The organism is Mucilaginibacter sp. CAU 1740 (genome assembly GCF_039839285.1).
Classification (GTDB): Bacteria; Bacteroidota; Bacteroidia; order Sphingobacteriales; family Sphingobacteriaceae; genus Mucilaginibacter.
Genome location: NZ_JBDOQS010000016.1, coordinates 1 through 23710, shown reverse-complemented (window position 1 = coordinate 23710; position 23710 = coordinate 1). Strand labels below are relative to the sequence as shown.

20 protein-coding genes are annotated in these 23710 nt (G+C 42.0%); 9 read left to right on the top strand and 11 right to left on the bottom strand.

Translation table 11 applies throughout. The features are described from left to right. Window positions 1-16 precede the first annotated feature (16 nt). Window positions 17-1753 (top strand): trypsin-like peptidase domain-containing protein, encoded by a 1737-nt coding sequence (locus tag AAFN85_RS27350; RefSeq protein ID WP_347531140.1) that lies wholly within the window; start codon window positions 17-19, stop codon window positions 1751-1753. Between the two features lie 148 nt (window positions 1754-1901). On the opposite strand, the gene AAFN85_RS27345 is transcribed toward AAFN85_RS27350, so the two are convergent. After that, window positions 1902-3017 (bottom strand): exo-alpha-sialidase, encoded by a 1116-nt coding sequence (locus tag AAFN85_RS27345; RefSeq protein ID WP_347531139.1) that lies wholly within the window; start codon window positions 3015-3017, stop codon window positions 1902-1904. A 149-nt stretch (window positions 3018-3166) separates the two neighbouring features. Between AAFN85_RS27345 and AAFN85_RS27340 the strand changes: the two genes are divergently transcribed. Continuing rightward, window positions 3167-4066 carry a flavin reductase family protein gene (locus AAFN85_RS27340; RefSeq protein WP_347531138.1) on the top strand — a complete coding sequence of 300 codons (900 nt, stop codon included), beginning with the start codon at window positions 3167-3169 and terminating at the stop codon, window positions 4064-4066. Between the two features lie 759 nt (window positions 4067-4825). Here the strand turns inward: AAFN85_RS27340 and AAFN85_RS27335 are convergent. Then, window positions 4826-5221, bottom strand: coding sequence for a response regulator transcription factor (locus AAFN85_RS27335; protein WP_347531137.1), 396 nt, complete (start codon window positions 5219-5221; stop codon window positions 4826-4828). A gap of 628 nt (window positions 5222-5849) precedes the next feature. Here AAFN85_RS27335 and AAFN85_RS27330 point away from each other — a divergent pair. Beyond that, the gene (locus AAFN85_RS27330) at window positions 5850-9548 is read left to right on the top strand and encodes an ATP-binding protein (protein WP_347531135.1); all 3699 of its coding nucleotides are present in this window, start codon (window positions 5850-5852) and stop codon (window positions 9546-9548) included. 471 nt (window positions 9549-10019) lie between these two features. On the opposite strand, the gene AAFN85_RS27325 is transcribed toward AAFN85_RS27330, so the two are convergent. Further along, window positions 10020-10256, bottom strand: a complete 237-nt coding sequence (locus AAFN85_RS27325; RefSeq protein ID WP_347531134.1) for a helix-turn-helix transcriptional regulator — start codon at window positions 10254-10256, stop codon at window positions 10020-10022. A gap of 755 nt (window positions 10257-11011) precedes the next feature. Here AAFN85_RS27325 and AAFN85_RS27320 point away from each other — a divergent pair. Further along, on the top strand, window positions 11012-12448 hold the full coding sequence (locus AAFN85_RS27320; protein WP_347531133.1) for a TolC family protein: 1437 nt from the start codon (window positions 11012-11014) through the stop codon (window positions 12446-12448). Here AAFN85_RS27320 and AAFN85_RS27315 read toward each other — a convergent pair. The 5 genes from AAFN85_RS27315 to AAFN85_RS27295 all read right to left on the bottom strand — a co-directional run bounded on the left by AAFN85_RS27315 (window position 12445) and on the right by AAFN85_RS27295 (window position 17016). After that, window positions 12445-14784: a peptidase domain-containing ABC transporter gene (locus AAFN85_RS27315; RefSeq protein WP_347531131.1), complete on the bottom strand. Its 2340-nt coding sequence runs from the start codon at window positions 14782-14784 to the stop codon at window positions 12445-12447. The two genes, AAFN85_RS27320 and AAFN85_RS27315, sit on opposite strands and share 4 nt — an antisense overlap. A gap of 3 nt (window positions 14785-14787) precedes the next feature. Next, window positions 14788-15984, bottom strand: coding sequence for an HlyD family efflux transporter periplasmic adaptor subunit (locus tag AAFN85_RS27310; protein ID WP_347531129.1), 1197 nt, complete (start codon window positions 15982-15984; stop codon window positions 14788-14790). A gap of 125 nt (window positions 15985-16109) precedes the next feature. After that, window positions 16110-16340 carry a hypothetical protein gene (locus tag AAFN85_RS27305; RefSeq protein ID WP_347531127.1) on the bottom strand — a complete coding sequence of 77 codons (231 nt, stop codon included), beginning with the start codon at window positions 16338-16340 and terminating at the stop codon, window positions 16110-16112. A gap of 75 nt (window positions 16341-16415) precedes the next feature. Then, window positions 16416-16664 (bottom strand): hypothetical protein, encoded by a 249-nt coding sequence (locus AAFN85_RS27300; protein ID WP_091207773.1) that lies wholly within the window; start codon window positions 16662-16664, stop codon window positions 16416-16418. 103 nt (window positions 16665-16767) lie between these two features. Then, the gene (locus AAFN85_RS27295; protein ID WP_243481449.1) at window positions 16768-17016 is read right to left on the bottom strand and encodes a hypothetical protein; all 249 of its coding nucleotides are present in this window, start codon (window positions 17014-17016) and stop codon (window positions 16768-16770) included. Window positions 17017-17549: 533 nt separating this feature from the next. On the opposite strand from AAFN85_RS27295, the gene AAFN85_RS27290 reads away from it, so the two are divergent. Next, the gene (locus tag AAFN85_RS27290) at window positions 17550-17846 is read left to right on the top strand and encodes a DUF6799 domain-containing protein (protein ID WP_347531125.1); all 297 of its coding nucleotides are present in this window, start codon (window positions 17550-17552) and stop codon (window positions 17844-17846) included. A gap of 45 nt (window positions 17847-17891) precedes the next feature. Here AAFN85_RS27290 and AAFN85_RS27285 read toward each other — a convergent pair whose 3' ends face one another. Then, complete coding sequence (locus tag AAFN85_RS27285; RefSeq protein WP_347531124.1) at window positions 17892-19232, bottom strand: TIGR00341 family protein; 1341 nt, start codon at window positions 19230-19232, stop codon at window positions 17892-17894. After that, a complete protein-coding gene (locus AAFN85_RS27280) occupies window positions 19225-20466 on the bottom strand; it encodes a sodium:proton antiporter (protein WP_347531122.1) in 1242 nt (413 codons plus the stop codon). Before AAFN85_RS27280 ends, AAFN85_RS27285 begins: the two co-directional genes overlap by 8 nt. 202 nt (window positions 20467-20668) lie before the next feature. Between AAFN85_RS27280 and AAFN85_RS27275 the strand changes: the two genes are divergently transcribed. Both AAFN85_RS27275 and AAFN85_RS27270 read left to right on the top strand, forming a co-directional pair. Next, window positions 20669-20923, top strand: a complete 255-nt coding sequence (locus AAFN85_RS27275) for a helix-turn-helix transcriptional regulator (RefSeq protein WP_347531120.1) — start codon at window positions 20669-20671, stop codon at window positions 20921-20923. 72 nt (window positions 20924-20995) lie between these two features. Continuing rightward, a complete protein-coding gene (locus tag AAFN85_RS27270; protein ID WP_347531119.1) occupies window positions 20996-21343 on the top strand; it encodes a helix-turn-helix transcriptional regulator in 348 nt (115 codons plus the stop codon). Between the two features lie 346 nt (window positions 21344-21689). On the opposite strand, the gene AAFN85_RS27265 is transcribed toward AAFN85_RS27270, so the two are convergent. Continuing rightward, on the bottom strand, window positions 21690-22067 hold the full coding sequence (locus tag AAFN85_RS27265) for a hypothetical protein (RefSeq protein WP_347531117.1): 378 nt from the start codon (window positions 22065-22067) through the stop codon (window positions 21690-21692). A 361-nt stretch (window positions 22068-22428) separates the two neighbouring features. On the opposite strand from AAFN85_RS27265, the gene AAFN85_RS27260 reads away from it, so the two are divergent. After that, window positions 22429-23190, top strand: coding sequence for a hypothetical protein (locus AAFN85_RS27260; RefSeq protein WP_347531116.1), 762 nt, complete (start codon window positions 22429-22431; stop codon window positions 23188-23190). 211 nt (window positions 23191-23401) lie between these two features. Then, window positions 23402-23671 (top strand): helix-turn-helix domain-containing protein, encoded by a 270-nt coding sequence (locus tag AAFN85_RS27255; protein ID WP_347531115.1) that lies wholly within the window; start codon window positions 23402-23404, stop codon window positions 23669-23671. The last annotated feature ends 39 nt before the right edge of the window (window positions 23672-23710 follow it).

The following is a 23710-nucleotide window of genomic DNA, read 5'->3' as shown; positions in this document are numbered from 1 at the left end:
TCTTATAATTAGATTAATGAATAAACTACTACTATTTAGGCTCGCCGTTATTTTACAGGTACTAATTTATGTTACACCGGCCACGGCGCAGCAAAACAACAAGATCCACGCAAACCCTAAAATTGAAAAACTTTCCAACGCGATATCATCGGCAGTAAAAAAATGCTACCCTGCTTCGGTGCTGATGTGGGAAATAGATGGCGAAAGCGGTCAGCGGATGAGCGCCCAGTTTAGCGGTGTGGTGGTGAGCGCGAAGGGACAGATTTTTAGTGCCGCGCATGTGGTGCGCCCCGGCAGAAGTTACCAAGTTATGTTTCCGGACGGACGTAAATGCGTAGCGAAGGGATTAGGGCGGATAGCTATCGCGCCTTCGTATATGGTGCCTGATGCGGCTGCTTTAAAAATATTAGATAAGGGTAATTGGCCATTTGTGCAATTGGGTTGGTCTTCATCGGTTTGGATTAATGAGCCTTGCATCAGCATTGCCTATCCCGAAAGCCAGGAACAACGCAAGCCTTACGTCAGGTTTGGTCGCGTGAGCGTTTTGAAAAATGAGCACGGTTTTATAGAATCGACCTGTTTGATGGAACCCGGCGATTCGGGCGGTCCGCTGTTTGATCTGTCGGGCAGGCTCATCGGTTTGCATAGCGGCATCCAGCAGCAGGAAGATATCAATTACGAAATACCGGTAGATACCTATCGTAAATACCTTACCGCCCTGAACCGCGAGGAAGATTATGCATCGCTGCCTAAGGATACTGATGTTGTTGGTATAGGTCCATCTCCTTTAACAGCCAAAAACATCCCCGCGGCAAATGATCTGAACAAAGAATTTAAAGCTGTTGATAAAGCGGTGAAAGGTTCATGCGTTAAAATATCAAGCAATGTTGATGGACAGGTACAGCACATATTGGGTACAGTTATTAACCTGGACATTGAACATCTGAAAGCCCCCTTTAACGGAAAAAGCATCGTGGTATCTAAGAACTCGATGTTAGGGGAAGCCCCTGTTATTACACTGCCCAGTGGGGAAGTAGTTAAAAGTACAGTTTTAGCCCGCGATAAAGCCAACGATCTTGTTTTGTTACTTCCAGCTTCGGATAGTAAAATTAAAGGAATCGGTTTAAAGGCCCTGCATGCCGATAGTGTTGGTTTTAGTGATCTGGGCAACTTCCTGATTTCGCCATTGCCCGATTCTGCTGCCAGTATCAGTGTTTTAGGCAGTATGTTTTTTAATCTGCCCAAAGTAAGCAGCTACGGATATTTAGGTGCGGTTACCGCCGAGAAAGATGACAAGCTGGTATTTACCTATATCCAACCGAAAAGTGCGGCAGAGCAAGCCGACATCAGTATGGGCGACCAGCTTTTGGCGGTGGATAGTAAAGCGGTTAACGATCAGTTGGACGTACTTAAATCGCTTCAGAAATACAGGGCTGGCGATACTACTATGTTTACTATTATGAGCAAGGGCATAAAGCTTGATAAAATCGTAGTGTTGAAATATCCGCCACAAAAAATAACCAATCACCCTGTTGAGCGCTTTCCCGGAGGGAAAAGCCTGCGAAGGGATGGGTTTAACAATATTTTTGCCCATGATGCCCGTATAAAACCTAATGAATGCGGAGGGCCGGTATTTGATGCCTCCGGTTATTTTATGGGGATCAATATGGCAAGATTAAGCAGGACGGGTACGGTTGTGATGCCTGTGGCGGCGGTTGAACGGCTTGTGGTTGAGGATGTTGCAGAAAAATGAGGGTGTAAAAAAGGATCAATTTTTCTACTTGATTGTTTGAGGGATCGCTTCACCTGAAAGAAAATTAGGCGATTAGTTTCTTTTACCTAATCGCCTAATTTTCTGGCTTTCCCAGTTTTTAATCAATGATATTATAGGGCTTGGGATTTTAACACCCCTTATTTGGCATGGCATAAATCACATTCCCTGAAACAGATAAATTGAACCCCTTGTTTTCTACAGACGGAAGTGGCATTTTCTCCCATGTCTTGCCCATGTCAGATGATCGGAATGCACCATCCGGGCGGCTGCATATTAAATATTTGCCCGCTTGTTTGATAGATACAATATCCCATGAAGATTGAACTAAGCCTATTTTTTTCATTAATAAACTACTCCAGGATGGTTGAAGTTCTTCCCCTATGGCATTCCATGTTTTTCCATTATCCAGCGAAATATGTAAGCTGTTTGTTTGGGTTATGGTGTTGTTTACTATAGCAGCAAATCCTCCCTCAATAGGTTCTACAGCGATGCCAACCCCGCCTTCATTGATCACACGGTCCCAGTGTTGGCCATCATCGGTCGATCTTAATATGCCCTCATAACTGGTAGACAGCAACACACCGTTCGACTCTGTCAATTTCATCCTTCCATCGCCAACATGCACTTGTTTCCAGTTTTTTCCACTGTTGGCAGATCTGAAAAGCATGTTGTTGGAGCTAATGAAAACGGTGCCTCCGGCAGTTTCAAAAACGCTGCGTACTTCCCGCTCTTTATAATTATTGTACATCCAATCTACCGTTTTATCTATGCGCACGGCTTGCTCCTGAAAGTTTGTGTAAACAGGTGACCAGGCACTCGTGCCGTTTAATTTCTGTAAAAATTGCCCCCTGAAATTGTATGCCAATATTCCATTCCTGGCAGGAGTGATTTCTCGTTGCTCACCAGGGAAAATCTCTTTTGCCCAAAAATTAGTTGTTGAATTTGGTTCACTGTGATAAACGCTGTTGCCGGTACGTAAATAAAGTCCACGGTTGTTTGCAAACAAACCGTGGCTCCACAAGCCTCCTTTCTGCAAATTTTCAGGCAGTCCTTCGCTAATGTTCTGCCATGTTGCCCCGCCATTGGCAGATCTGTAAACGATGTTCAAAGGTGCCGATTTGGCCACTGCTGTTGCGCTTTTTTTCGCTTCCTTTTCTTTTAACACAAAAGAATTTAGTAGAAATAATCCCAGTAGGCAGGCCGGAATAAACACAAATAATTTTTTCAGTTTTTGATTTTTCATGTCCCGTTAGTTTGATGCAGCAAATCTACTTTGATGATTTTCGGCTTAAGGAATTTGGATTGTAAATTAAAATGTAAACTTTGTAAATAATCAAATTACAAACCAAGTTATTACCCCTGATAGCCGGAAAGCCTTAAAAAAAGATCTAAATGAAGTTAAAAACCATTGACGCATCATCGTTAACGCCGGCCGAAATGCAGGTTTATTTACACCATGCAATTGCACCCCGGCCAATATGTTTTGTATCCACTATTGATAAAAGAGGTGAGGTTAATTTAAGTCCGTTTAGTTTTTTTAATGTTTTTAGTATAAATCCACCGATCTGTGTTTTTTCACCCACAAGCAGGGCGCGGGATAACACTACAAAACATACCCTTGAAAACGTTTTAGAAGTACCTGAATGTGTAATTAATATTGTGAATTACGATATGGTGCAACAGACCTATTTAACCAGTATGGATTACAAAAAAGGGGTAAATGAGTTTTCGAAAGCGGGGTTTACTGAATTGGCTTCGGAGACTGTAAAACCACCGAGGGTAGCGGAATCAACCATTCAATTGGAATGTGTAGTGAATGATGTGATATCGTTAGGGAAAAACGGAGGAGCAGGTAATTTGGTTATTGCCGAGGTGCGACGGATCCATATGGATGAAGCTATTTTGGATGATAACGATAAAATAGATCCGCATAAAATAGACCTGGTAGCTCGTTTAGGCGGCGATTGGTATTGTAGGGTAACCGGCGATAATTTGTTTAAAATTTCCAAACCAGCAGGCAGTGCCGGAATAGGTATCGGCGTTGATGCTTTTCCTCAAGATGTCAAAAACTCCAAAATACTAACCGGGATTAATCTGGGATTATTAGGCCTTGTTGAAACACTACCATCCGATGAGGAGGTAGAAGCTTTTAGCCAAACCGACGAAATGAAAGAATTGGTTGATGTTATCATTGGTGACAGCCGTATCCGAACTCAGCACTTGCATTTAAAAGCTAAGCAATTGTTAGATAGCGGTAGGGTAATTGATGCCTGGAAAGTGTTGTTGATGTAATTTTGTTAGCATTCGGCATGGAGCGAAGTGACGGATTTTATCACCGCGCCATTCAAAAACAACAAAGCCCGATATTTTCATATCAGGCTTCGTGTCGATTTGTTGTCTAAGTACTCAGAGCGGGAATCGAACCTCGCTTGTAACTCCTTAAATTATAATAGATTATAGATTCTCAAAAGATCATTCAACGATTTGTACAAAAGCTGTATTTGGCCATAAATCGTTATAACTCAAATGTATGAAATATCTATTTTTCAATGAAATTAAAAGTGCTTTTATTGAAAATTTTATGATGGTCATATAATGTTGATTTTTGAAATATAGGTGAGATGGTAATGTCAGGAAGGTATTGGTAATCTTGAAAAATTTGAATCTACACAGGCCGAAAAACACATATACCGATATTTGCAAAGAATAGAGAAGTGCTCCGATGCCTCATGCAAAGTCAATAATACCTATTTAAACACATTATGCCGCAAGAAAAGGCCTATATTTTTAACGTCGAAATAATCTTTGAGGTTTAGCTTCTTCGATGTGATTTCATGAAAAGAATTTTAACACATTAAACAGGAAAACCATTCATTACGTTCCCATTAATACCTACCATCGCCAATTTTTCAACCTGTTTACTAATACTTTAGAACTTTGAAAGGCATAAGCAAAAGCAAAGCAAATTGTGTATGGTGGATGCTGTTAATTGCGGCCAACGAGGTGATACTTTCGCGTGATACATATTGCTACATTTTCTGTTTGGTGCTGTTATGCTGCGGAATAATAATTAACTTTTTGCAGGAGTATATCTATATCGAATGGCTTGGGCAGGTAGTCATCTGCATGGCATCCTTTTTCATGGTCAATCGATGCATGCGTGGCGGAAACTATAATGATCGGAATCTCTTTAGTTGCCGGAGCTTCTTTTAACATGCGGCAGATATCTCTACCATCCATATCTCCAAGCATAACATCGAGCAAAATGACATCGGGCCTGGAGTCGGCAATGGTAAAATCTACATCGTGACCATCAGCAAGCTCTTTAACCTGGTATCCTTCAGAGGTAAGAATAAAATTGATCACGTTACGAATATCCGCATCGTCGTCCAAAACAAGTATTTTTTTTAATTGTTCCATTTTGTTTTTAATTAGTGCTACTTCCATCACACTAATTAAAAAAGCGCATGAAAGGCGCTTTATCTTTATAGGTAGACGTCTATAGTATATAAAACATACGCTCAGCTGCTTTTTTCACAGCTTTTGATTTAAGCTTTTTCAATCCAGCAATTACGTACCAATAGCCGTTAATAATATAGCTGCTATTCTATTTGCTTTCAGGTTTTTATAGCTTATTATCAAGATGGGGTAAATATCGTGCCACGAAACTCTTCATGTATAGAATTTGATATTAGCCAGAAAGATGTATAGTAATAACTACGGATTATATCTTTGGGAATCCTCCCAAAATATTTAACCATGATCGAATGGGTTCATGCTAAAGACATTTTCCCTAAAAAAATGGACATGCCCGTCTTCTGATTTACACCAGTTTAGCAGGCGTATTGCTTGCTTTATCAGTGGCTTACACCAATCCTAAATCTTTTTATACCGGGTACAGGAGGATCAAATGGTCTCAGGCTAGGCATCGAAATACCGCCAATTGCTTTATCACTTTCTAATCGGGAATGATTGCGCACCGTCCTTCATTTTAATATCAATATTTTCCCATATTTCCATGATCAGTAGTTAATCTACAAAATCTTTATATTTACCATTGTATTAAGCTATTCATATGAGTGCAGGCAACGCTGAAAGCAGCGAGCAATTTTTATCCGGTGGTGGGGAAATGGGCAAATTGATCCGGTCGATGGATTGGTCGAAAACAGCTTTGGGACCGGTAGAAAGCTGGCCGCAAAGTCTTCGAACCTCCGTAAGTTTATGCTTATCTTCTACTTTTCCGATCCTTATAGCCTGGGGGCCGGAAACAATTCAAATCTATAACGACAGCTACCGCCCCATCTGCGGCGAAATGCATCCGCGTTCTATGGGAATGAATTTTCGAATTTGCTGGGAATCTGCACTGGAAGTAGTGGGCGACAAGTTCACCCGCGGACAGCAAGGCGAAGGAACTTATATTACCGACCAGCGAATGTTCCTTGAGCGTTATGGTTACCTGGAAGAAGCATGGATGACCTTTTCTTTCGCGCCAATCAGGGACGAATCAGGTGGAGTAGGCGGAATATTTCACCCGATCACGGAAACAACTGAAAAAATGTTGGCAGGCAGGCGAACCCAGGTTTTGAAAGACCTTGGCGCGGCGCTCGCGCAGGCCAAATCAGTAACAGAAATCGGTGAGCTGACTACCGCCCAGCAAAGTAATTATGATCTGGATGTTCCATTCCTGCTTTTTTATCAATTTGCAGGTGATCGCGCAAATCTGATCAGTTCTTCGGGTGTCGAATCAACTACGCTTGCACCTGATTTTATTGCACTCAGCGACAGCAACTGGCCTTTACAATCTGTAATTACATCTGGCCAATTGCTTCAAGTTAATAATTTACAAGAATCGTTTGGTGATTTTCACAGCGGCCCTTATGAAACCCCGCCGCATACTGCAATCCTTTTGCCGGTGAGAATTTCCGGGCAAAAGGATTTATTTGGATTTATCATTGCGGGGGTCAGTGTCTGCCGTGCCCTCGACGAAAACTATCTGAATTTTTATGAACAACTGGGCGGTACATTCAATACGGCTGTTTCTAATGTTTACGCATACGAACAGGAGCAAAAACGTGCTGAAGCGCTTGCGGAAATCGACCGCTCAAAAACTGCGTTTTTTAGCAATGTTAGTCACGAGTTCAGAACACCACTAACCCTGATGCTGGGGCCGCTGGAAGACCTGCTACAGCAAACCGATCTTAGTACCCACAATAAGCTCCAGGTGGAAGCTACCCATCGCAACGCCATGCGGTTGCTGAAACTTGTAAATAATTTATTGGATTACAGCCGTGTCGAAGCCGGGCGTGTGCAGGCTGCCTACCAGTTGTTAGATATAAGCGAACTCACGACAGATCTGGCAAGTAGTTTCCGCTCTATTATTGAAAAAGCAGGCATGGAACTGATTGTAAACTGCAACCCTATCAGCGGCGCGATATATGCCGACCGACAAATGTGGGAAAAGATAGTATTGAACCTGTTGTCCAATGCTTTTAAATATACCTTGCAAGGAACTATAGAAGTTAACCTTCAACAAGAAGGGAACTTCGGGATACTTAGACTGATAGATACCGGGATCGGTATCCCTGATAAGGAGTTGCCACACATGTTTGAACGTTTCCACCGGGTTGAAAATGCAGCCGGGCGCACCCACGAAGGAACGGGTATCGGACTTTCTCTGGTCAGTGAACTGGTTCATTTACATGGCGGAGAGATCAGTGTCAGCAGTATCGAAGGAAAAGGCAGCACATTTACAGTAAAAATACCTTTGGGAAAGGCCCACTTGCCTGAAGCACAAGTTATTGAAAGCAAAAAATCAAATGACAGTGGTATAGTTGCCGCTTCCTTCATACGGGAGGCCTACAGTTTATTACAGGATGAGGCCGGTTTAGCCAATGACGAAGTAACGCGAACGGCGAGCGATGAGGTGACCAGTCAGGACCAGTCTGTTCAGAAAGATACACACATTTTGATCGTGGATGATAATGGAGACATGCGGGCTTACCTGAAACGCTTGCTGGAGCCATACTTTACAGTGCGGTCCGCGCCAAACGGTGCCGCAGCACTGGAACAGATCAAACAATCGACCCCGTCGTTGGTACTTAGCGATATGATGATGCCCGTGATGGACGGTAAAACTTTATTGGAGCATATTCGTAATGACGAGCATCTTTACCGATTACCGGTTATTTTTCTGTCCGCCCGGGCAGGCGAAGAAGCCCGCATTGATGGACTGGAAGCCGGAGCTGATGACTACCTGGTTAAACCATTCTCTGCCGCGGAATTATTAACAAAGGTCCGTGCACAGATCAACATTAGTAAAGCACGCGGCCATGCAGAAGATCAATTACGGGCGTTGCTGACGGAGGCGCCCGTGGCCATGGCGATTTATCGCGGTCCAAACCATATTATCGAATTAGCTAATCAGCGAATGCTGGCTTATTGGGGCCGAAGTAAAGAATTGACAGTTAAGCGCCCGCTTTTTGAAGCAATCCCAGAATTGGATACCCAAGGTTTTCGGCAAATCATGGATACGGTTTATCAAACCGGCGAACGTTTCATTGCCAGCGAAACACCTGTTGTGTTAAACCGCTTTGGCAAAGAAGAAACCGCCTATGTTAACCTGACGATTGAGGCTTTAAAAGATGAAAATGGACTGGTTAACGGAATGATCGCTGTTGCAGCGGACGTAAGTGACCAGGTCACCTCCCGTTTAGAACTGGAAAGAGTAAGTGATACGCTGCGGCTGGCCATGGACTCTACGGGAATGGGTATTTATCGGATTACTTTGGCTTCCGATCTTCTGGAGATATCGCCGAAGGCCAGGGCTATACATGCTATTCCGCCCGAAGAAGTTTTATCGTATAAAAACACCTTATCCGTCGTCGTCCCTGAACACCGGGAGCGGTTTAAAAGCGCGATCAATAAGGCCGTCGAAACAAAAGATATTTTCAGTGAGGATTACCAGATTCAGCCTTTTGATGGCAGCAAGCGCAGGTGGCTGAATTCGACAGGTAAAGTAGAGCTGAATGCCAAGGGAGAACCAATTTCAGTAGTCGGTACCATTTTTGACATCACGGAAAGTAAAGAAGATGATTTGCGGAAAGATGATTTTATCGGAATGGTAAGTCATGAATTAAAAACACCGCTAACAACCTTGAGCGGATTCTCACAACTTGGTTTGCGGCATGCCCGGCAAACAGCAAATAATTATACGGAGGGATTATTTGATAAGATGAATAGCCAGATACGTAAAATGACCGGCCTCATTAACGGGTTTTTGAATGTTTCCAGGTTTGAATCCGGCAAGATCCATTTGAATAATACAAGTTTCCGGTTGGATGAATTGATCCGGGAAATAATTGTCGAGACAAGCGTTACTGAGGGAGAACAAAGCATTGATGTAAACTGTGAAGAAATAACTATAACTGCCGATCAGGAAAAAATCGGGACAGTACTAACCAATTTACTTAGTAACGCGATCAAGTATGCCAAAGGCAAACAGGTATCTGTAAGCTGTAAAACAGGTAAAGAGGGTGTGATTGTAAGTGTACGTGATAAAGGTGCTGGCATTAGGGAAAGTGATTTGAACCGTTTATTTGAGCGGTACTACCGCGTGGAAAATCATCAAAACCAGCATATTGCGGGATTTGGCATCGGTTTATATCTGAGTGCTGAAATTGTGAAGCGGCATGGCGGTAGAATTTGGGCCGAAAGTGAATTGGGTAACGGATCTGTCTTTTATTTTACGCTGCCAATGCTCAATACGGAAATATGAATTAAAACTTTATAAGCCGAATTAAAATTTCTTCGCAATGCAGGTAATTTGAAGGATCGACAAGTGGTTAACCTCGAGCCCACAAAATATTTTATTTCCTAAAGAAATTAATAATCTTATTTCCATTAAAATAGCAGGTGACAAGATGTACAGCTATTAGCGAAAGATTGACGACCTATCGTTTAGTATAGTGCATCAATATGGATCAGTTCCTAAAGTTTTTGGCTCCGAATGTTTAATATCGCCACCCTCTTTTTAAGCTGACTTGCAGCATACCTTCGGAATCCTTGGATTAGGCACTATAGCACCCATACCAAAAAAATGGTGAGTGAGGCGATCATAGTTTTACAGTCGGTTTGCACTCCGGCTGCTTTTAATTTAGCTGCCAGTTACTGCCAATTTGCTTTGCAAGGGGGCAATTTTGGGCGGCAGCAGTTGACGATGCTATGTTTTTTGATTTTGCTATTATTTTTAGACTGCAACTGCCTTTTCCATATTATCGTCGGCCATTAAGAGATCTGAAGGAGATATTTCTAATACACTGGCAATCTTGATGAATCTGTCGAGTGTCAGCTTTACATATCCTAACTCTATCTTACTGAAGGTATTCTGTGAGATTTTTAATTTATAAGCAACATAAAACTGGCTGTAGTTTTTAGATTCTCTTATTTCTCTAATGCGTTGGGCAATGACTTTCTCGTTTAGCATATTGCTATTGATATATACATCAATAAACGTAGATAAGAAGAGGGTGGTTTTTCGATAAGCAAGTTATATTTCCTAATGTATCAAATAAACTCATCAAGTTTCGAAAAGTGACTCAGATTCTGTGTGTCTCAAGCGGTATTTGTAAATGCTACCCGAATGGTCGTACTTAATATTAATTATTTCATAAATAAATTTTTAGCGCAGAAAAGTTTGTGATGTATTGGAAACTAAACTGCTTCCCTTGATTTTAGGAGACCGGAACTATGAATTACGACCATATGAGATGGACATAATAAAGAAAACACATCCGTTTGAAGCAAGGGGGCGATGATGAAGATGTGCTCTAATGTTATTTTTTTCTTTCCTTGCTCCATTAAGCTATAGCTGCGCAAGGTCATCCCCAATTTTCGGCTAATGAAACTTTTTGAGATATTTTTTTGCATGCGAATACGGCGGATATTGGAAATTACGTGAAAGGCCGTTAGGAATCTCATTTTTATCAGTAACTCATATTCACAAATATAAATATCAAAAAGTTTTTTTCGGAAATTATTATTATCTTATAAGCTACCATACCCGGAAAAATGCTTAACAATCAAAAAAATAGCTTTATTAAACTATGAATAAGCAATAAAATTCAGAACATCACTATAACATTGAATATTGACGATAGTTAAAACCTGACGCTATACGATATTAGATATCAGCGAAAAACAATTGTAGCCTGGCTGTTTGTTTAGTAACGACACTACCATATGTCAGGAAATTTATCTATCAAAGCGACAGGCAGGAGGCTTGTTCCCTTATTTTTAATATTTATTTGTTGCGAAACACAAGGGCAAACCAGGATTACGCTTGAAGAGGCGATTGATAGCACTATGGTCCATAATATCGAAATACGGCAGGCCCGCTTCGATGAGGCCATTGCCGCTGAAGACCTGAAGGCCGCTAAGGGGGCAACATTGCCAACTTTAAACGGGAGCGTCGCAGCTTATCGCCTTTTTGGTCGGGCGCTCGACCCTACAACTTATCAATACAACAATGCCGCTGCTAATGTTGCCCAGGGTAGCGTTTACGCTAATGTTACGCTGTTTCAGGGATTTGCCAAAATGAACACCATTAAGCAAAATAAATACTTGCTTGATGCCAATAAAAGTAATGTTGATAAGATAAAAAATGATCTTACGCTGTCTGTGCTTTACACTTACATTCAGGTGCTAACCAATCGCGATCTGCTTGCCGCATCCAAACAACAACTGGTAATAGCTAACGAGGAGCTTACCCGCCAGCAGAAGTTTTATAAAGTAGGCCAGAAAACCCTTGCTGATCTGTCGCAGGCCAAATCGCAGGTAGCTAATGCCGAGGCTAATCAAACCAATGCCCAAAACGAATTGGAGCGTTCATATCTTACCTTAACCCATTTTATGGAACGGGACGAAAAAACGCCATTTTTAGTGGTTGATCCGCCTAAAAATGCGATTGAAAAACTCAATACCGGCTATACTAATGATGAGGTGTACAAAACTGCCCTCGAAACCAATCCCGATATCCAGGTAACTGTTAACAAGCGCCTTGCTGCCGAGAGTGGTGTTGATGTAGCCAAAGGATTAAGATACCCCAGCCTTTCGTTTGGCGGCGGATTGAATACCAGCTATTCCAGCAGCCAAAGCACCGTAGTGGCTACACAAATTACGGGCGCTGTACCTATTGGTGTGGTTCAAAATACCAATGCGGCGGTTGTAGCACCGGTTTATCAAACCCGAAACGTATCCTTTGGAGATCAGATCACTAATAACTTTAATCAAGCAGTAGGTTTTACACTGGCTATCCCAATATCTAATGGCAATGGTGCCAATATCAACGTGCGCAAGGCTAAACTCAATTACCAAAACTCGTTGGCTACTGAGGAATTAGCAAAAAACAATATGCGTAAAACCGTGGCCGAAGCCGTTTGGGATATACATGCTACACAGAAAAAGTACACATCGGCACAGGTCACATTTAAATCGGCCGCGGACGCTTTTAAGGTGATGCAGCAACGTTATTCAGTGGGTTTGGCTAACAGTCTGGAAATAAATGTTGCAGAGAATGAACGGAATATCGCCGAGTTCTCGTTGATCCAAACACGCTACGAATTGATATTAAAAAGCAAGATCATTGATTATTACCTGGGTAATAAGATCAGTTTTTAGTTTTCTGCGGATGCTTTTGATTTAACGCTTTTTCGTTGTTTGCTTTGCCTGGCCAGGATCACATCTTCGGCCGGAAACTGTTTTTGCCACATCTTGAAATACTGACCTTGTTGCGCCATCAGTTCATGATGTGTACCTTCTTCAACCAGTTTTCCGGTTTGTAGTACAATAATCTTATCGGCATGCATAATGGTACTCAAGCGATGTGCTATCACAATGATGGTTTTCTGTCTTTCGCGAAGTAAAGCTATAGCATTTTGTACGTGCGATTCAGACTCCGAATCGAGTGATGAGGTAGCCTCATCAAGGATTAGGATTTCCGGATCCCGGTAAAGTGCACGGGCGATAGCTAAACGCTGCCGTTGCCCGCCCGAAAGGTTAGTGCCGTTCTCACCCAAAAAGGTATTAAAGCCGTTAGGCAGCCGTTCAATAAAATCGGTTATTTCCAGCTGACGGCAAATCTGTAATACCCGTTTCAAATCAGGTTCCAGATCGCCTACCGCTATGTTTTCGGTTACATTGCCTGCAAACAGGTGTACATCCTGAGGCACAACACTCACCATTCGACGCAAGCTTTCATTAGTAACATATTGGATATCAAAATCACCAATAAATATCGAACCGGATTGCAATGTGTAAATATTTTGCATGAGCGATAACAGCGTTGTTTTGCCTGAACCGCTTTCGCCAACAATAGCTGTGATCTTGCCTTTGGTAATGTTAAGGTCCAGGCCCTCAAATACCGTAGCCCTGCTACCATACCTGAAATGAACATCTTTAAAATGGATATTGCCTATCATATCCGGGGTAAGCTCTGCCCGGTTTTCGGCAGGCTCCTGTTCCATATCCATGATCTCGAAAAGACGGTCGGCCGCTATACGAGCATCCTGAAGTGTTTTATTCATGCCGATAAGCCCGGCAACTGGACTCATAAAATAGCCGATGATGGAATAGAACGACAACAATTCACCGGGAGTAATGATCTTATCCAGCACAAATGCCGAACCTGTCCAAAGCAAAATCACCGTAAAAGAAGTAGAAACCAAACTGCTGAAGTTACCAACCCAAAGCGAGTTGGTTGCCGAACGGAAAACCGTTTTCAACATATTGATAAAGCGGGTTTCGGTTTTGAAGTTGGCAAAATCTTCCAGCCCAAAACGTTTAATGGTAGGTATCGCGTTTACAGATTCAACCAACTGGGTTTGCAGGTCAGCGGCGTCTTCCATCAGTTTACGCTGGGTGGTGCGGTTCAATCTATCGGATAGCTTGTAGATCAGCGCGAACAGCGGCACAATGGTGAGCATAATGAGCGCCAATTTCCAATAATAGGTGAACATCAGCGCAAACGAGAAGATCAATATAAAAATATTCACCGCGAACATCACCAGCACCTCGTTAATAAACGAGCGGATCTTTACCGCGTCGTTTATCCTTGATATGATCTCGCCAACGCGCATGCTGTCAAAAAACTGCTGCGGCAGCTTAAGCAGGTGTTTATAATAACCAAGTATGAGCCGGGCATCAATCTGCTGGCCGGTTTTAAGGGTGATCAATGTGCGGGCATGGTTAATAAAAACCTGTAAAAAAATGATCACTACCATCACCACACCCATCAGGTTAAGTAGGTTGCGGTTATCCTCGGGCAAAACATTATCTACTATCTTTTGCAGAAATATGGAGGTGGAGAGGCCCAATATGGTATAAACGACCGCGCCCAACAATACCTGTAGCAGCATGCCTTTGTGGGGCTTTAACAATTGCCAGAAGCGTTTTTCTACAGATACCGTTTTATCGCCGGCAATAAATTGTTCGTTCGGCGCAAGTAGCACCAATATCCCCGTCCAGATCTTTTTAAAATCATCATGGCTTAGTTGGTGGAGGTAACCATCGCCGGGATCCATCACTTCTATAAACGTGTCGGTGACTTTATATATTACTACATAATGCTGCAACTGGTTTCCCAACAGCACGTGGGCGATGGTTGGTGTAGGAATTTCGAACAGGTTTTCGAAAGCGCCTTTTACACCCTTGGCCGAGAAACCCATCTGGTTGGCGGCTTCTATCAACCCTAATAGGTTAGTACCTTTTTTATCGGTTGATGCCAGTTGCCTGATGCGGGCTATAGGCATGCTGAGGTTATAATACGCCGCTACCGATGCCAGGCAAGCCGCGCCGCAATCCATAATATCATGCTGCCTGATCTGTACACGTTTTTTTAAGCGTTTACTTTCGGTAAGTGACTGCCACTTTTGGTACAGCTTGTTATTGTTGATCCGTTTAGCAAGCCTGTTATACCAGGCTTCGGTCCGGTTTAAAAATTGATCGAAATTTGCCATAACCTATAATTGGGCCGTGCTTTTAGCCGGGAGCCTGCCGGGGTTTAACCAATCGCTGGTTTTGTCATATAATAGTTGGAACAGCGTACGGCGGGTAACATAAAAATTGGCCTGTAAACTCATGCCTTTTTTTATGCGGCCCACATAGCCATTTTTCAGTTTCAGTTCGTTTTTATCCAACAGGCACCTCACCTTAAAATACGGTTGTTGCCCGTTATCGGTAAATATATCGTTAGATACTGTGAGCACCTTGCCGGTAAGCAATCCCCATTGATTATAATTAAATGCATCTACCTGGAAATTCACTTTAATATCCGGCCTGATCAGGCCTACATCTTTTGGCAATACGTAAATCTCGGCTATCATCCCTGTTTCGGGCGAAATTTCGGCCACTATTTCGTTAGCGGCAATTACGCTGCCGGGTTGTATGCCGCGCAGGTTTTGCACTGTACCGGTAACGGGCGCGCGCAGGGTATATAAGTCTTTTTCCTGTTCGATAGATTTTCCTTCCGACTGCAGGTTACGCATTTGCGCTTTGAGGCTGGTGTACTCGGCCTGCCATTTACTGCCCTGGTCATCATAAATTAATTGCAGCGCGCTCAGTGCGTTTTGATAGGCCAGATGAACAACATCATATTCAGAAGCAGAGATAGCTTTGTTTTTAAAGAGATAGCTGTAACGCTCCTCATTACGACGGGCGGCGGACAGGTTGGCGTTGGCATCACGGGCTTTTTGTTGTAAAAGCACATATTGCTGGCCATATAACTCGGAGGTAAGGGAAGGTTTTTTACTCCACTGATTGCGTTTTACCATATCAGCCAGCACCTGTAAATCGGCCAATTGCGCTTCGTATTCTGTTTGCTGGGTATGAGCGGCAAGGTCCTGTTGGTTTATGGCCGCCGCCTTTAAAGTAACCAGAACCTGGCCTTTGGTAACATGCATGTTTTCTTTCAGCAGCATGGTATCTACCCGGCCGGATACAAGGGGTTTGATCTCATTATGTTCGGTTGATGATTTAATAGTGCCCAAACTTTTTACGTTGATATTAACCTTGATAAAAAATATGGATACCAAGGCCAGCAACGTAAATCCCAAAACCATTTTATAAATAATATTGGTTTTCGGATCATATTTTCTGAAATGGTACTCGGCAGTGGACGATAGGAACCCCGCCGGGAAAACTTTATTATTGTTATCCATTATAAATTCCGCCTTAGGGTTAGTGGTTTAATAGCAAAGCGATGTAAAGTGTTTTGGTTTACTCCCAAATCCTCTAAACTAAAAATGAGACAACCGCAGCCATCTCATTATATATTGTATAGGTTTTACCCTAAATGAGTTCCGTTCAAAAAAGCATCAAAATTAAGGTTGATACCTTTACCGGCTTCCAGTTTATAATCCTGGTAATTATCGCCCTGCTGCCACTTAAATTCTATCGAAAGCAGGCTGTCTGTCCCCGCGCTTAAACTCATGCTTGCACCATTGGCTGCGCCGCCGTTTACGGTGATAAGCTCGGCTACGCTCAGTTCTCGCATATTGGTTGTGTTGGTTTTCATGATAGATGATATTTAATTTAAAAAATAAGCGCGGGCATTAATTAAAATGCCCGCGCCCGGTATATAATTGAAAAATTATACGCTTTGTGAACCGAAGTTCAGGATACCGCCCAGGCTTGATGTAATGCCGTTACCTAATGTAAAGGAACTGGCTTGTGCCTGGTCGCCGTTTTGGCTGCCTTGTTGAAACGACAGCAGGTTAGATATTCCTAAAGAGCCTAACAGGCCGCTTTCGCCGCCAGATGTATTTGCTCCACCTAAACCTAAAAGTGATCCACCGTTTACTTCCTGTAATTCAGTGTGATTTAATTCCTGCATTTTCATAGTGTCAGTAATTTATAGTGTTGCCTACTCTGTTATAAGGTTTTCGGCTGTCCCTTTGTACTAATAATTACAGCGATGCTGCAAGGTTTTAATTCAATAAAGCTTAAACGCTTTTTGAACCAAAGTTTAAAATGCCGCCAAGCGATGACGTAATGCCATTACCTAACGAGAATGATGTAGAGCTGCTTTGATCCCCATTTTTCGACGCGCTGCTAAATGATAAAAGGTTGTCGATACCCAGGCTACCTAACAGGCCGCTTTCGCCGCTTGATGAGTTTGCACCGCCCAGGCCTAAAAGTGAGCCACCATTTACTTCTCTTAATTCCATTTCATTCAGATCTTGCATTTTCATGGTTATGTAGATTAGTTTTGCCTACTCTGTTAAAGGTTTTCGGCGGTCCCTTAGTTGTTGTTTGAAAGTATTAACGACGATATTTAGGTAATGGATTTAATTGAGGATTAAAAAACAACAACCAAAACGAATGTTTTTATTGCTAAAGGTTGTATAAAAGACTAAACATTCCGAAAAAAATCATGTTAAACGCGCATGTGAGATTTGTGTATTTACACTTAGAATCAAAAATCAGCAGGAAGAATTACGAAGTATTTAATCATTTTTTTTCAGCGCTTTTGGTTGTGCGAAACTTTAATTATTGGGCAGTTTATTAGAAATCCTGATGCATTACGTATGATTGTAATGTTAATTAAAACCAAAAATCCCGTCAATTTAATTATTTATAGTGTAAAGCGTGCATCTGGTTCATTTTGATTAACAGGCACATTACCCTAAATAAGTGTTGCTTTGAAGCTAACTTTTTCCCTTTTTGGCGGTTTAAACTAAAACTGTAAAATCAAAAAAATATGAAAAAGTTATTGATCGCCTTAATGGCAGTGCTATTTAGCTTTGGTGCTATGGCACAAAGTAAAATGAAAATGAAGGATGGAGTGATGATGAAAGACGGGAAAATGATGGTTATGAAGGATGGTAAATCCATGATGATGGATAAGGACATGACAATGTCTAACGGAACCATGGTTATGACCAACGGCATGGTAAAAATGAAGGACGGCAAAAGCATGATGCTTAAAAACGGGCAATGCGTAAATATGGACGGCACCGTCGAAAAGTCAATGAAAATGAAACATAAGAAGATGATGAAGGATACATCCATGAAGATGTAATCAGGATTTTTTGAAAGGGGCTTTGAAAGCCCCTTTTTTGTGCTTTTATTTTTCCCTTTCCTGCACAACTCTGATCGAAGGATCTTTATAACGCAAGCATAACCAACCGCTCAGCTTTGCTTCCTCTATTTTTTTGAGTGGTGTTTTAAATATTGCCAAACCTATTTTTACGGTGTCGTTTTTTTGTTTCCCGGCGTGGTAAATCTTCATCTTGCTCAATCCGAATGAACGGATTTCCGGGTAAAGTACCTTTAGTTCTGAAAATACAATACTATCGGGAATAGTGGCTGCGGTCTGCGAAGTGACAAGTGACGGTATTGTATCCGGTTTAGGCTGATGGGCATATACATCCTCCAGAATACTGGCTTTGATTTGCGAAAGATCGATGTGCTGGCTTGCGTTGAGGCCCTGTTTTATCAACAACTGAACTCCTTTTAAACGGTAAGCATCCAGTTTTCGCGACAGTGAATCGATCTGACTCTTGTCGAGTTCCTTTCCTATTAATAATAATTCTATGGCTTGTTCTTTATTGGTATACCTAAATGTTTTTGATACTACCTGAGTATTGTTAAAACTAAACTGTTCGTCAACAAATTTACGGGCATTGGTTTCAAAAATACTTTTATTCACAATCCTGTAAGCCATAACGATACTGGGCAATATGGTAATGACCACGATAATGATAATATAGCGATTTACTTTTTTCTCTTGCCCGGCATCTTCCAGATGCCTTTTTTTCAGGCGCAGGTATCTGGATACAAGGAAAGTAGAGATCGCGATGAAAACGCTGTTGATGAAATAAAGGTAAAGGGCACCCAGTACAAAATACCAGTTACCCATAGCTATGCCGAAACCCGCAGTGCATAGTGGGGGCATCAGTGCCGTGGCAATGGCCACTCCGGGGATCACGTTACTTTTTTCTTTTCTGGAAGCGGCCACCATACCGGCCGCACCACCAAAGAAAGCGATAAAAACATCCCAGATAGAGGGAGAAGTGCGTGCCAGCAATTCAGATTGTGCCTCATGCAGGGGCGTAACAAGAAAATAAATGGCGGAGGTAAGCACGGCGATAACCGTAGCCACTAACAGGTTTTTGAGCCCGCGTTTCACCAATTCCAGGTCGTTGATTCCAACGCCAAGTCCTACGCCCATCACAGGGCCCATAATGGGAGAAATAAGCATAGCCCCAATGATAACTGCTGTGGAATTGACATTTAAGCCTATAGATGCAATAAAAATGGCGAAGATAAGTGTCCACAGGTTTACCCCCTTAAAATCTACATTGCCTCTTACGGAGGCGGTGATCTCCGCTTCTTCAGCTTTTCCTTCCTGTAGGTTAAACCGGGATGAAAGGAACTCCCGGATGTTATCGATAAACTCAGGCATGTTTTTGCTGTAATTTTTTGGCTAATTTACCAATGGTCAATCCCTGTACAATAATAGAAAATACAACCACCATATAGGTGATCAGTACAAATTCATCCCGGTGCATGGCCGAACTTAATGATAGGGCCATGGCTACGGACAAGCCACCGCGTAAGCCACCCCAGGTTAGCATGGCTACAGCATTTTGTTCAAACCTGATCTTATAGCGTAAAAGAAAGACGGGAAAAATGACTGATATCCATCTGGCCAGAAGACAAATTCCGATGCAAATCATCCCGATTAGAAAAATACCAGGGTTTATTTTGATGATCAGCATTTCCAGCCCGATAAACATGAACAGCACCGCGTTAAGGATCTCATCGATCAGTTCCCAGAACTTATTCAGGTAATCGCGAGATATATCCGAAAGCCCTTCCTTTCGCGACTTATTACCAGTTACAATACCCGCCACCGCCATGGCCAGCGGTCCGGAGATATGCAGTTTTCCGGCCAGGTAATATCCTCCCATAACCAGCGCAAGTGTGATCAGTACTTCTACCTTGTAATCGTCTACCGAACGTAATGCCCAAAAACCGAGGTAGCCTAAAATCGCGCCAAATGCCAGGCCTCCTGCTGCTTCCTGCAAAAAGAGTTTACCGGTTTCTATCATGGAGAAATCACCGGCACCTGGGCGAGCTGCTTCAGCAATGGTGATAAAAATAACTACTGCAACCCCATCATTAAACAGGGATTCCCCAGAGATTTTCAACTCCAGCGATTCCGGGATCCTGGCTTGTTTCAAAATCGACAATACGGCTATCGGATCGGTAGGTGATATCAGCGAACCGAACAACAGGCAGTAGATAAAAGGGATAGGCTGCCCAAACAAACGAAACAGGTACCATACCGCCCCGCCGATCAGAAAAGTAGAAATGAGGATACCGAGCGTAGCCAGCAGCAATACCGGCCAGCGCTCTTTCTTTAATTTAACCGCGTCGATATGGATGGCACCTGCAAAAAGCATGAAACTCAGCATAAAATTCATCAGGATATCCTGAAAGTCGACAGAGGAGGCCAGCAAAATTGCTTTATCCGAAAGGATTGACCTCGACCCGAGCGTAGCCAATAATATTGATGATATCAGTGAAAGGGCCATGATGCCTATCGTAGGGGGCCATTTGATCAGTTTATTGTTCATGTAAGCGAACAGCGCCGCGAGAACAATGGTTATGGTGAGAATCTCTTGTGTCTGCATGAAATATTGGTGTTAGCTATGGCGGCCTTCTTTGTAGAAACAATAATAAAATAAAATTAGCAACGAGATGCCCGTGACAGATTTAACAAGTGCTATCTATCAAAAATGTTTGCAGAATATCACTATTAATAAATTATCATTCTATGAATAATTATTAATTAATAATAAATCTAAATTTTAAAATTATCCGTAATTACAGGTAATGAAAATCTATGATTTACAACTAAGGATAAACCGGATTGCTTCGAATATAAAATCCCTGCGGATAGCAAAAGGATATTCACAGGAATACATGGGCATGAAACTGAACATGTCGCAAAATACCTTCAGTAAAATTGAACTTGGTCATGTGGAACTAACAGTCAAAAGACTGATCCAGATTGCCGAAGTATTAGAAGTGGACGTGCATGACTTATTGTGTTCCGATAATTCCCAAGTCTTGGCAATATCGCAATAATAAAATCACAATAAGTAATAGAACCGATAAGTGCGCAGTTAGAACCATTTATTTAGAAAATAATATTAAACAATGAAAGCACTTAACGAACGCATCAGGAAAATCAGGCGCGAAGCAGGTTGCAGCCAAGGCGATATTGCCGGTAAATTAGGCATATCAATACCCGCTTACTCCAAAATAGAAACCGGCGTCACTGATGTTAACCTCTCCCGCCTGGAACAGATCGCCAATGTTTTCGGGATTTCTTTATTGCAACTGATTGATGTCAACAGTGATATGGAAATAAGTTCAGATGCAGTTAAGGTACAACTAATCAGCAAACGGTTGGTGGCACGGGACGTGGAGGTAATGGAGTTACAACAGAAAGTAATTCAGCTTCACGAAGAAATCCGTCAAAATAGCTTAAATGAAAGTATTTAATAGTCGTTATACGCTATGACGCAATCTGGCAATTAGCTTGATAAGTAAGGCCAAAATCGGTTTTTACCTGTAAGCGATCCTCCAGCAACGCTTTGCTAAGTATTATTTCTATCGCGAATTTTGGTTTTGTTAGCTTCGTAATTTCTTTTAGGTCGCTCGATTTGATGCCTCTTTTCGAGAGTCAGAGCGTTGAGATGTTTATTGCTTAAGAAGTCGATTTTTCTTTATATGATTCAATCTTAATAGAAGAATTCACTTCTTATAAAAGCAATGTGTTACCGGGCAAGGTCCTCAATGTAACCTGTATTAGACAATAGAACTTCGACACTCCAATTGACCACTAATGCTATCGATCTTCAGCCCTTTGATACTTTTTCGATCCGGTAATGACATAAAAATTGCGTTGAATCATCTGCTTACTATCCGGGGCTTGTTGTAGAAGGATAGAGTTCAAATATTCAACAATCAGCTGTTTATCCATCTGGACAAGTACTAAAGTGTCATCAATTCCCATTGCCATCTGAGCCGGTTCACGATTTATGGAAAAATAGGTATCATATTTCAGAGAAAGATGCTTCAATTTGGGACGTGATCGTGCGGGTGTGAGCGTAATATTTAAATGATCAGCATCTTTTGATTCACAAAGTGTTGTTTTAGAAAGGCAATACTTAAACCCCTGTTTATTCAGGAACTTAAGCAGTTCAGGTGTCAACAGCAATTTCATAACAAGATAATTATTTTTCAGGTTTGTATAGTTGATTTGATTAACGTTAAATAATTTGAAGCCGACATTATATAGCGACTATATTAACTAAAACTACAAGCTATAAAATTGGTTTTGAAAATTATCTCTTAATCGTTCATTCCGAAAGTTTCATTGTTAGTAAAGCTATTTTTTATCACTCTAATCCTAAATATATTAACGATAAGAGCGAATCGGCAAGTTTTAATCAACTTTTGACAATATCCTTTAGCTTAAATAATCACACTTATATTGACCTAATATTTGAAATATTAGGTTGCGGTTAGTTTTTATGAATGCAAATTTTCAGCTGAGTTCTTAACTTTAAGGTAAAGACAAAACTATGCGCGAACAATACTTTAAACACCGGGCACCGTTCGATTTTAATAACGATTCTAACGATATAGGTCGCCCATTTTTTTGGAATAAAAAAGTTGAGGACAACCACTTTCTTAACCTGCTTTATCGCAAAAGTGAACAACAGTTCGATGAACTGTATAAATATCACCTGCAATTTTTCCTTTCTGAATACGATGATGCAACCGAACAGGAGTTCTTCAGGTATGTGTGGGAGGTTATACAGGATGCCATTGCACAATTAAGACATAAGGAGAGATACACCTCCAGCCATGCCCTTAACTTCCGGAATAAATTTCACCTCAACCGGTTTTCAGAATATCTTCAAAGTATCGATGAGTGGAACCTCGGCCGTACCCAGGCTGAGATCATTGCAGAAAAGGAAGGCCAGATCAAGATACTCAAAGAACAGGTGCAACGCCTGATGGATGAGCGCAGGGAGGCTGAGAAGTTGGATACCGACTACCCGATCAATATTGCCAGCGGTCATTTCCTCACTGTGGTGGACCTTTTTAAGAAGATTGAAGCACTAAAAATAGGCGATAAAGAATTGGTATTTTCGCAGATGCCCATCACCTGGGCCAAACTAATTTGCCGGTACTTTCAGGAAGACGGTGAACCGATTAAATTAGACCGTGTAAGGCGCTATTACCCGCGTGACGCAGGTAACCCGAGTGGAAGGTCTTCTTCTATTCCCTCCGAAAATCAGCATTTTAGCATCATTCCGGCAAAACGCAGGGCAAGTTAAGATCGGATTTTAGGTTCATTTTTCTTTTGCAGGCAAACGTTAACAATTGTCGCGAAACTATTCAGCACGCTGTTTTTCAGCACTATGCTTTGATTGCCATTACCATAGCTTGGCTTGTGGTAATGAAAGATGTCGCTTTGCCTACACCTTTGCTTAGTACCCGGTATGGGCGGTACAACTATTAAGTAATGATTTAACGAAGGAGGCGATTATGCAAGCAAGTGAACTGATCACTAAAGGAGATCTGAATGAATTTAAAAGCGAACTGTTAACAGAAATCAAGAAACTGGTTCAGCTGGACGGCCAGGGACAATCCAAAAAATGGCTCAAAAGTAACGAGGTCCGAAAGCTGCTCAAAATATCACCGGGCACCTTACAGAACCTGCGCATCAACGGGACACTGAGTTTTACCCGTATCGGCAGTATTATGTATTACAAGCTCGACGACATCAACAAGCTGCTGGAAGGAGGTTTGCAATGAGCACTCATAAAATTGCGGTGAGTGAACTTGCCGGTTACA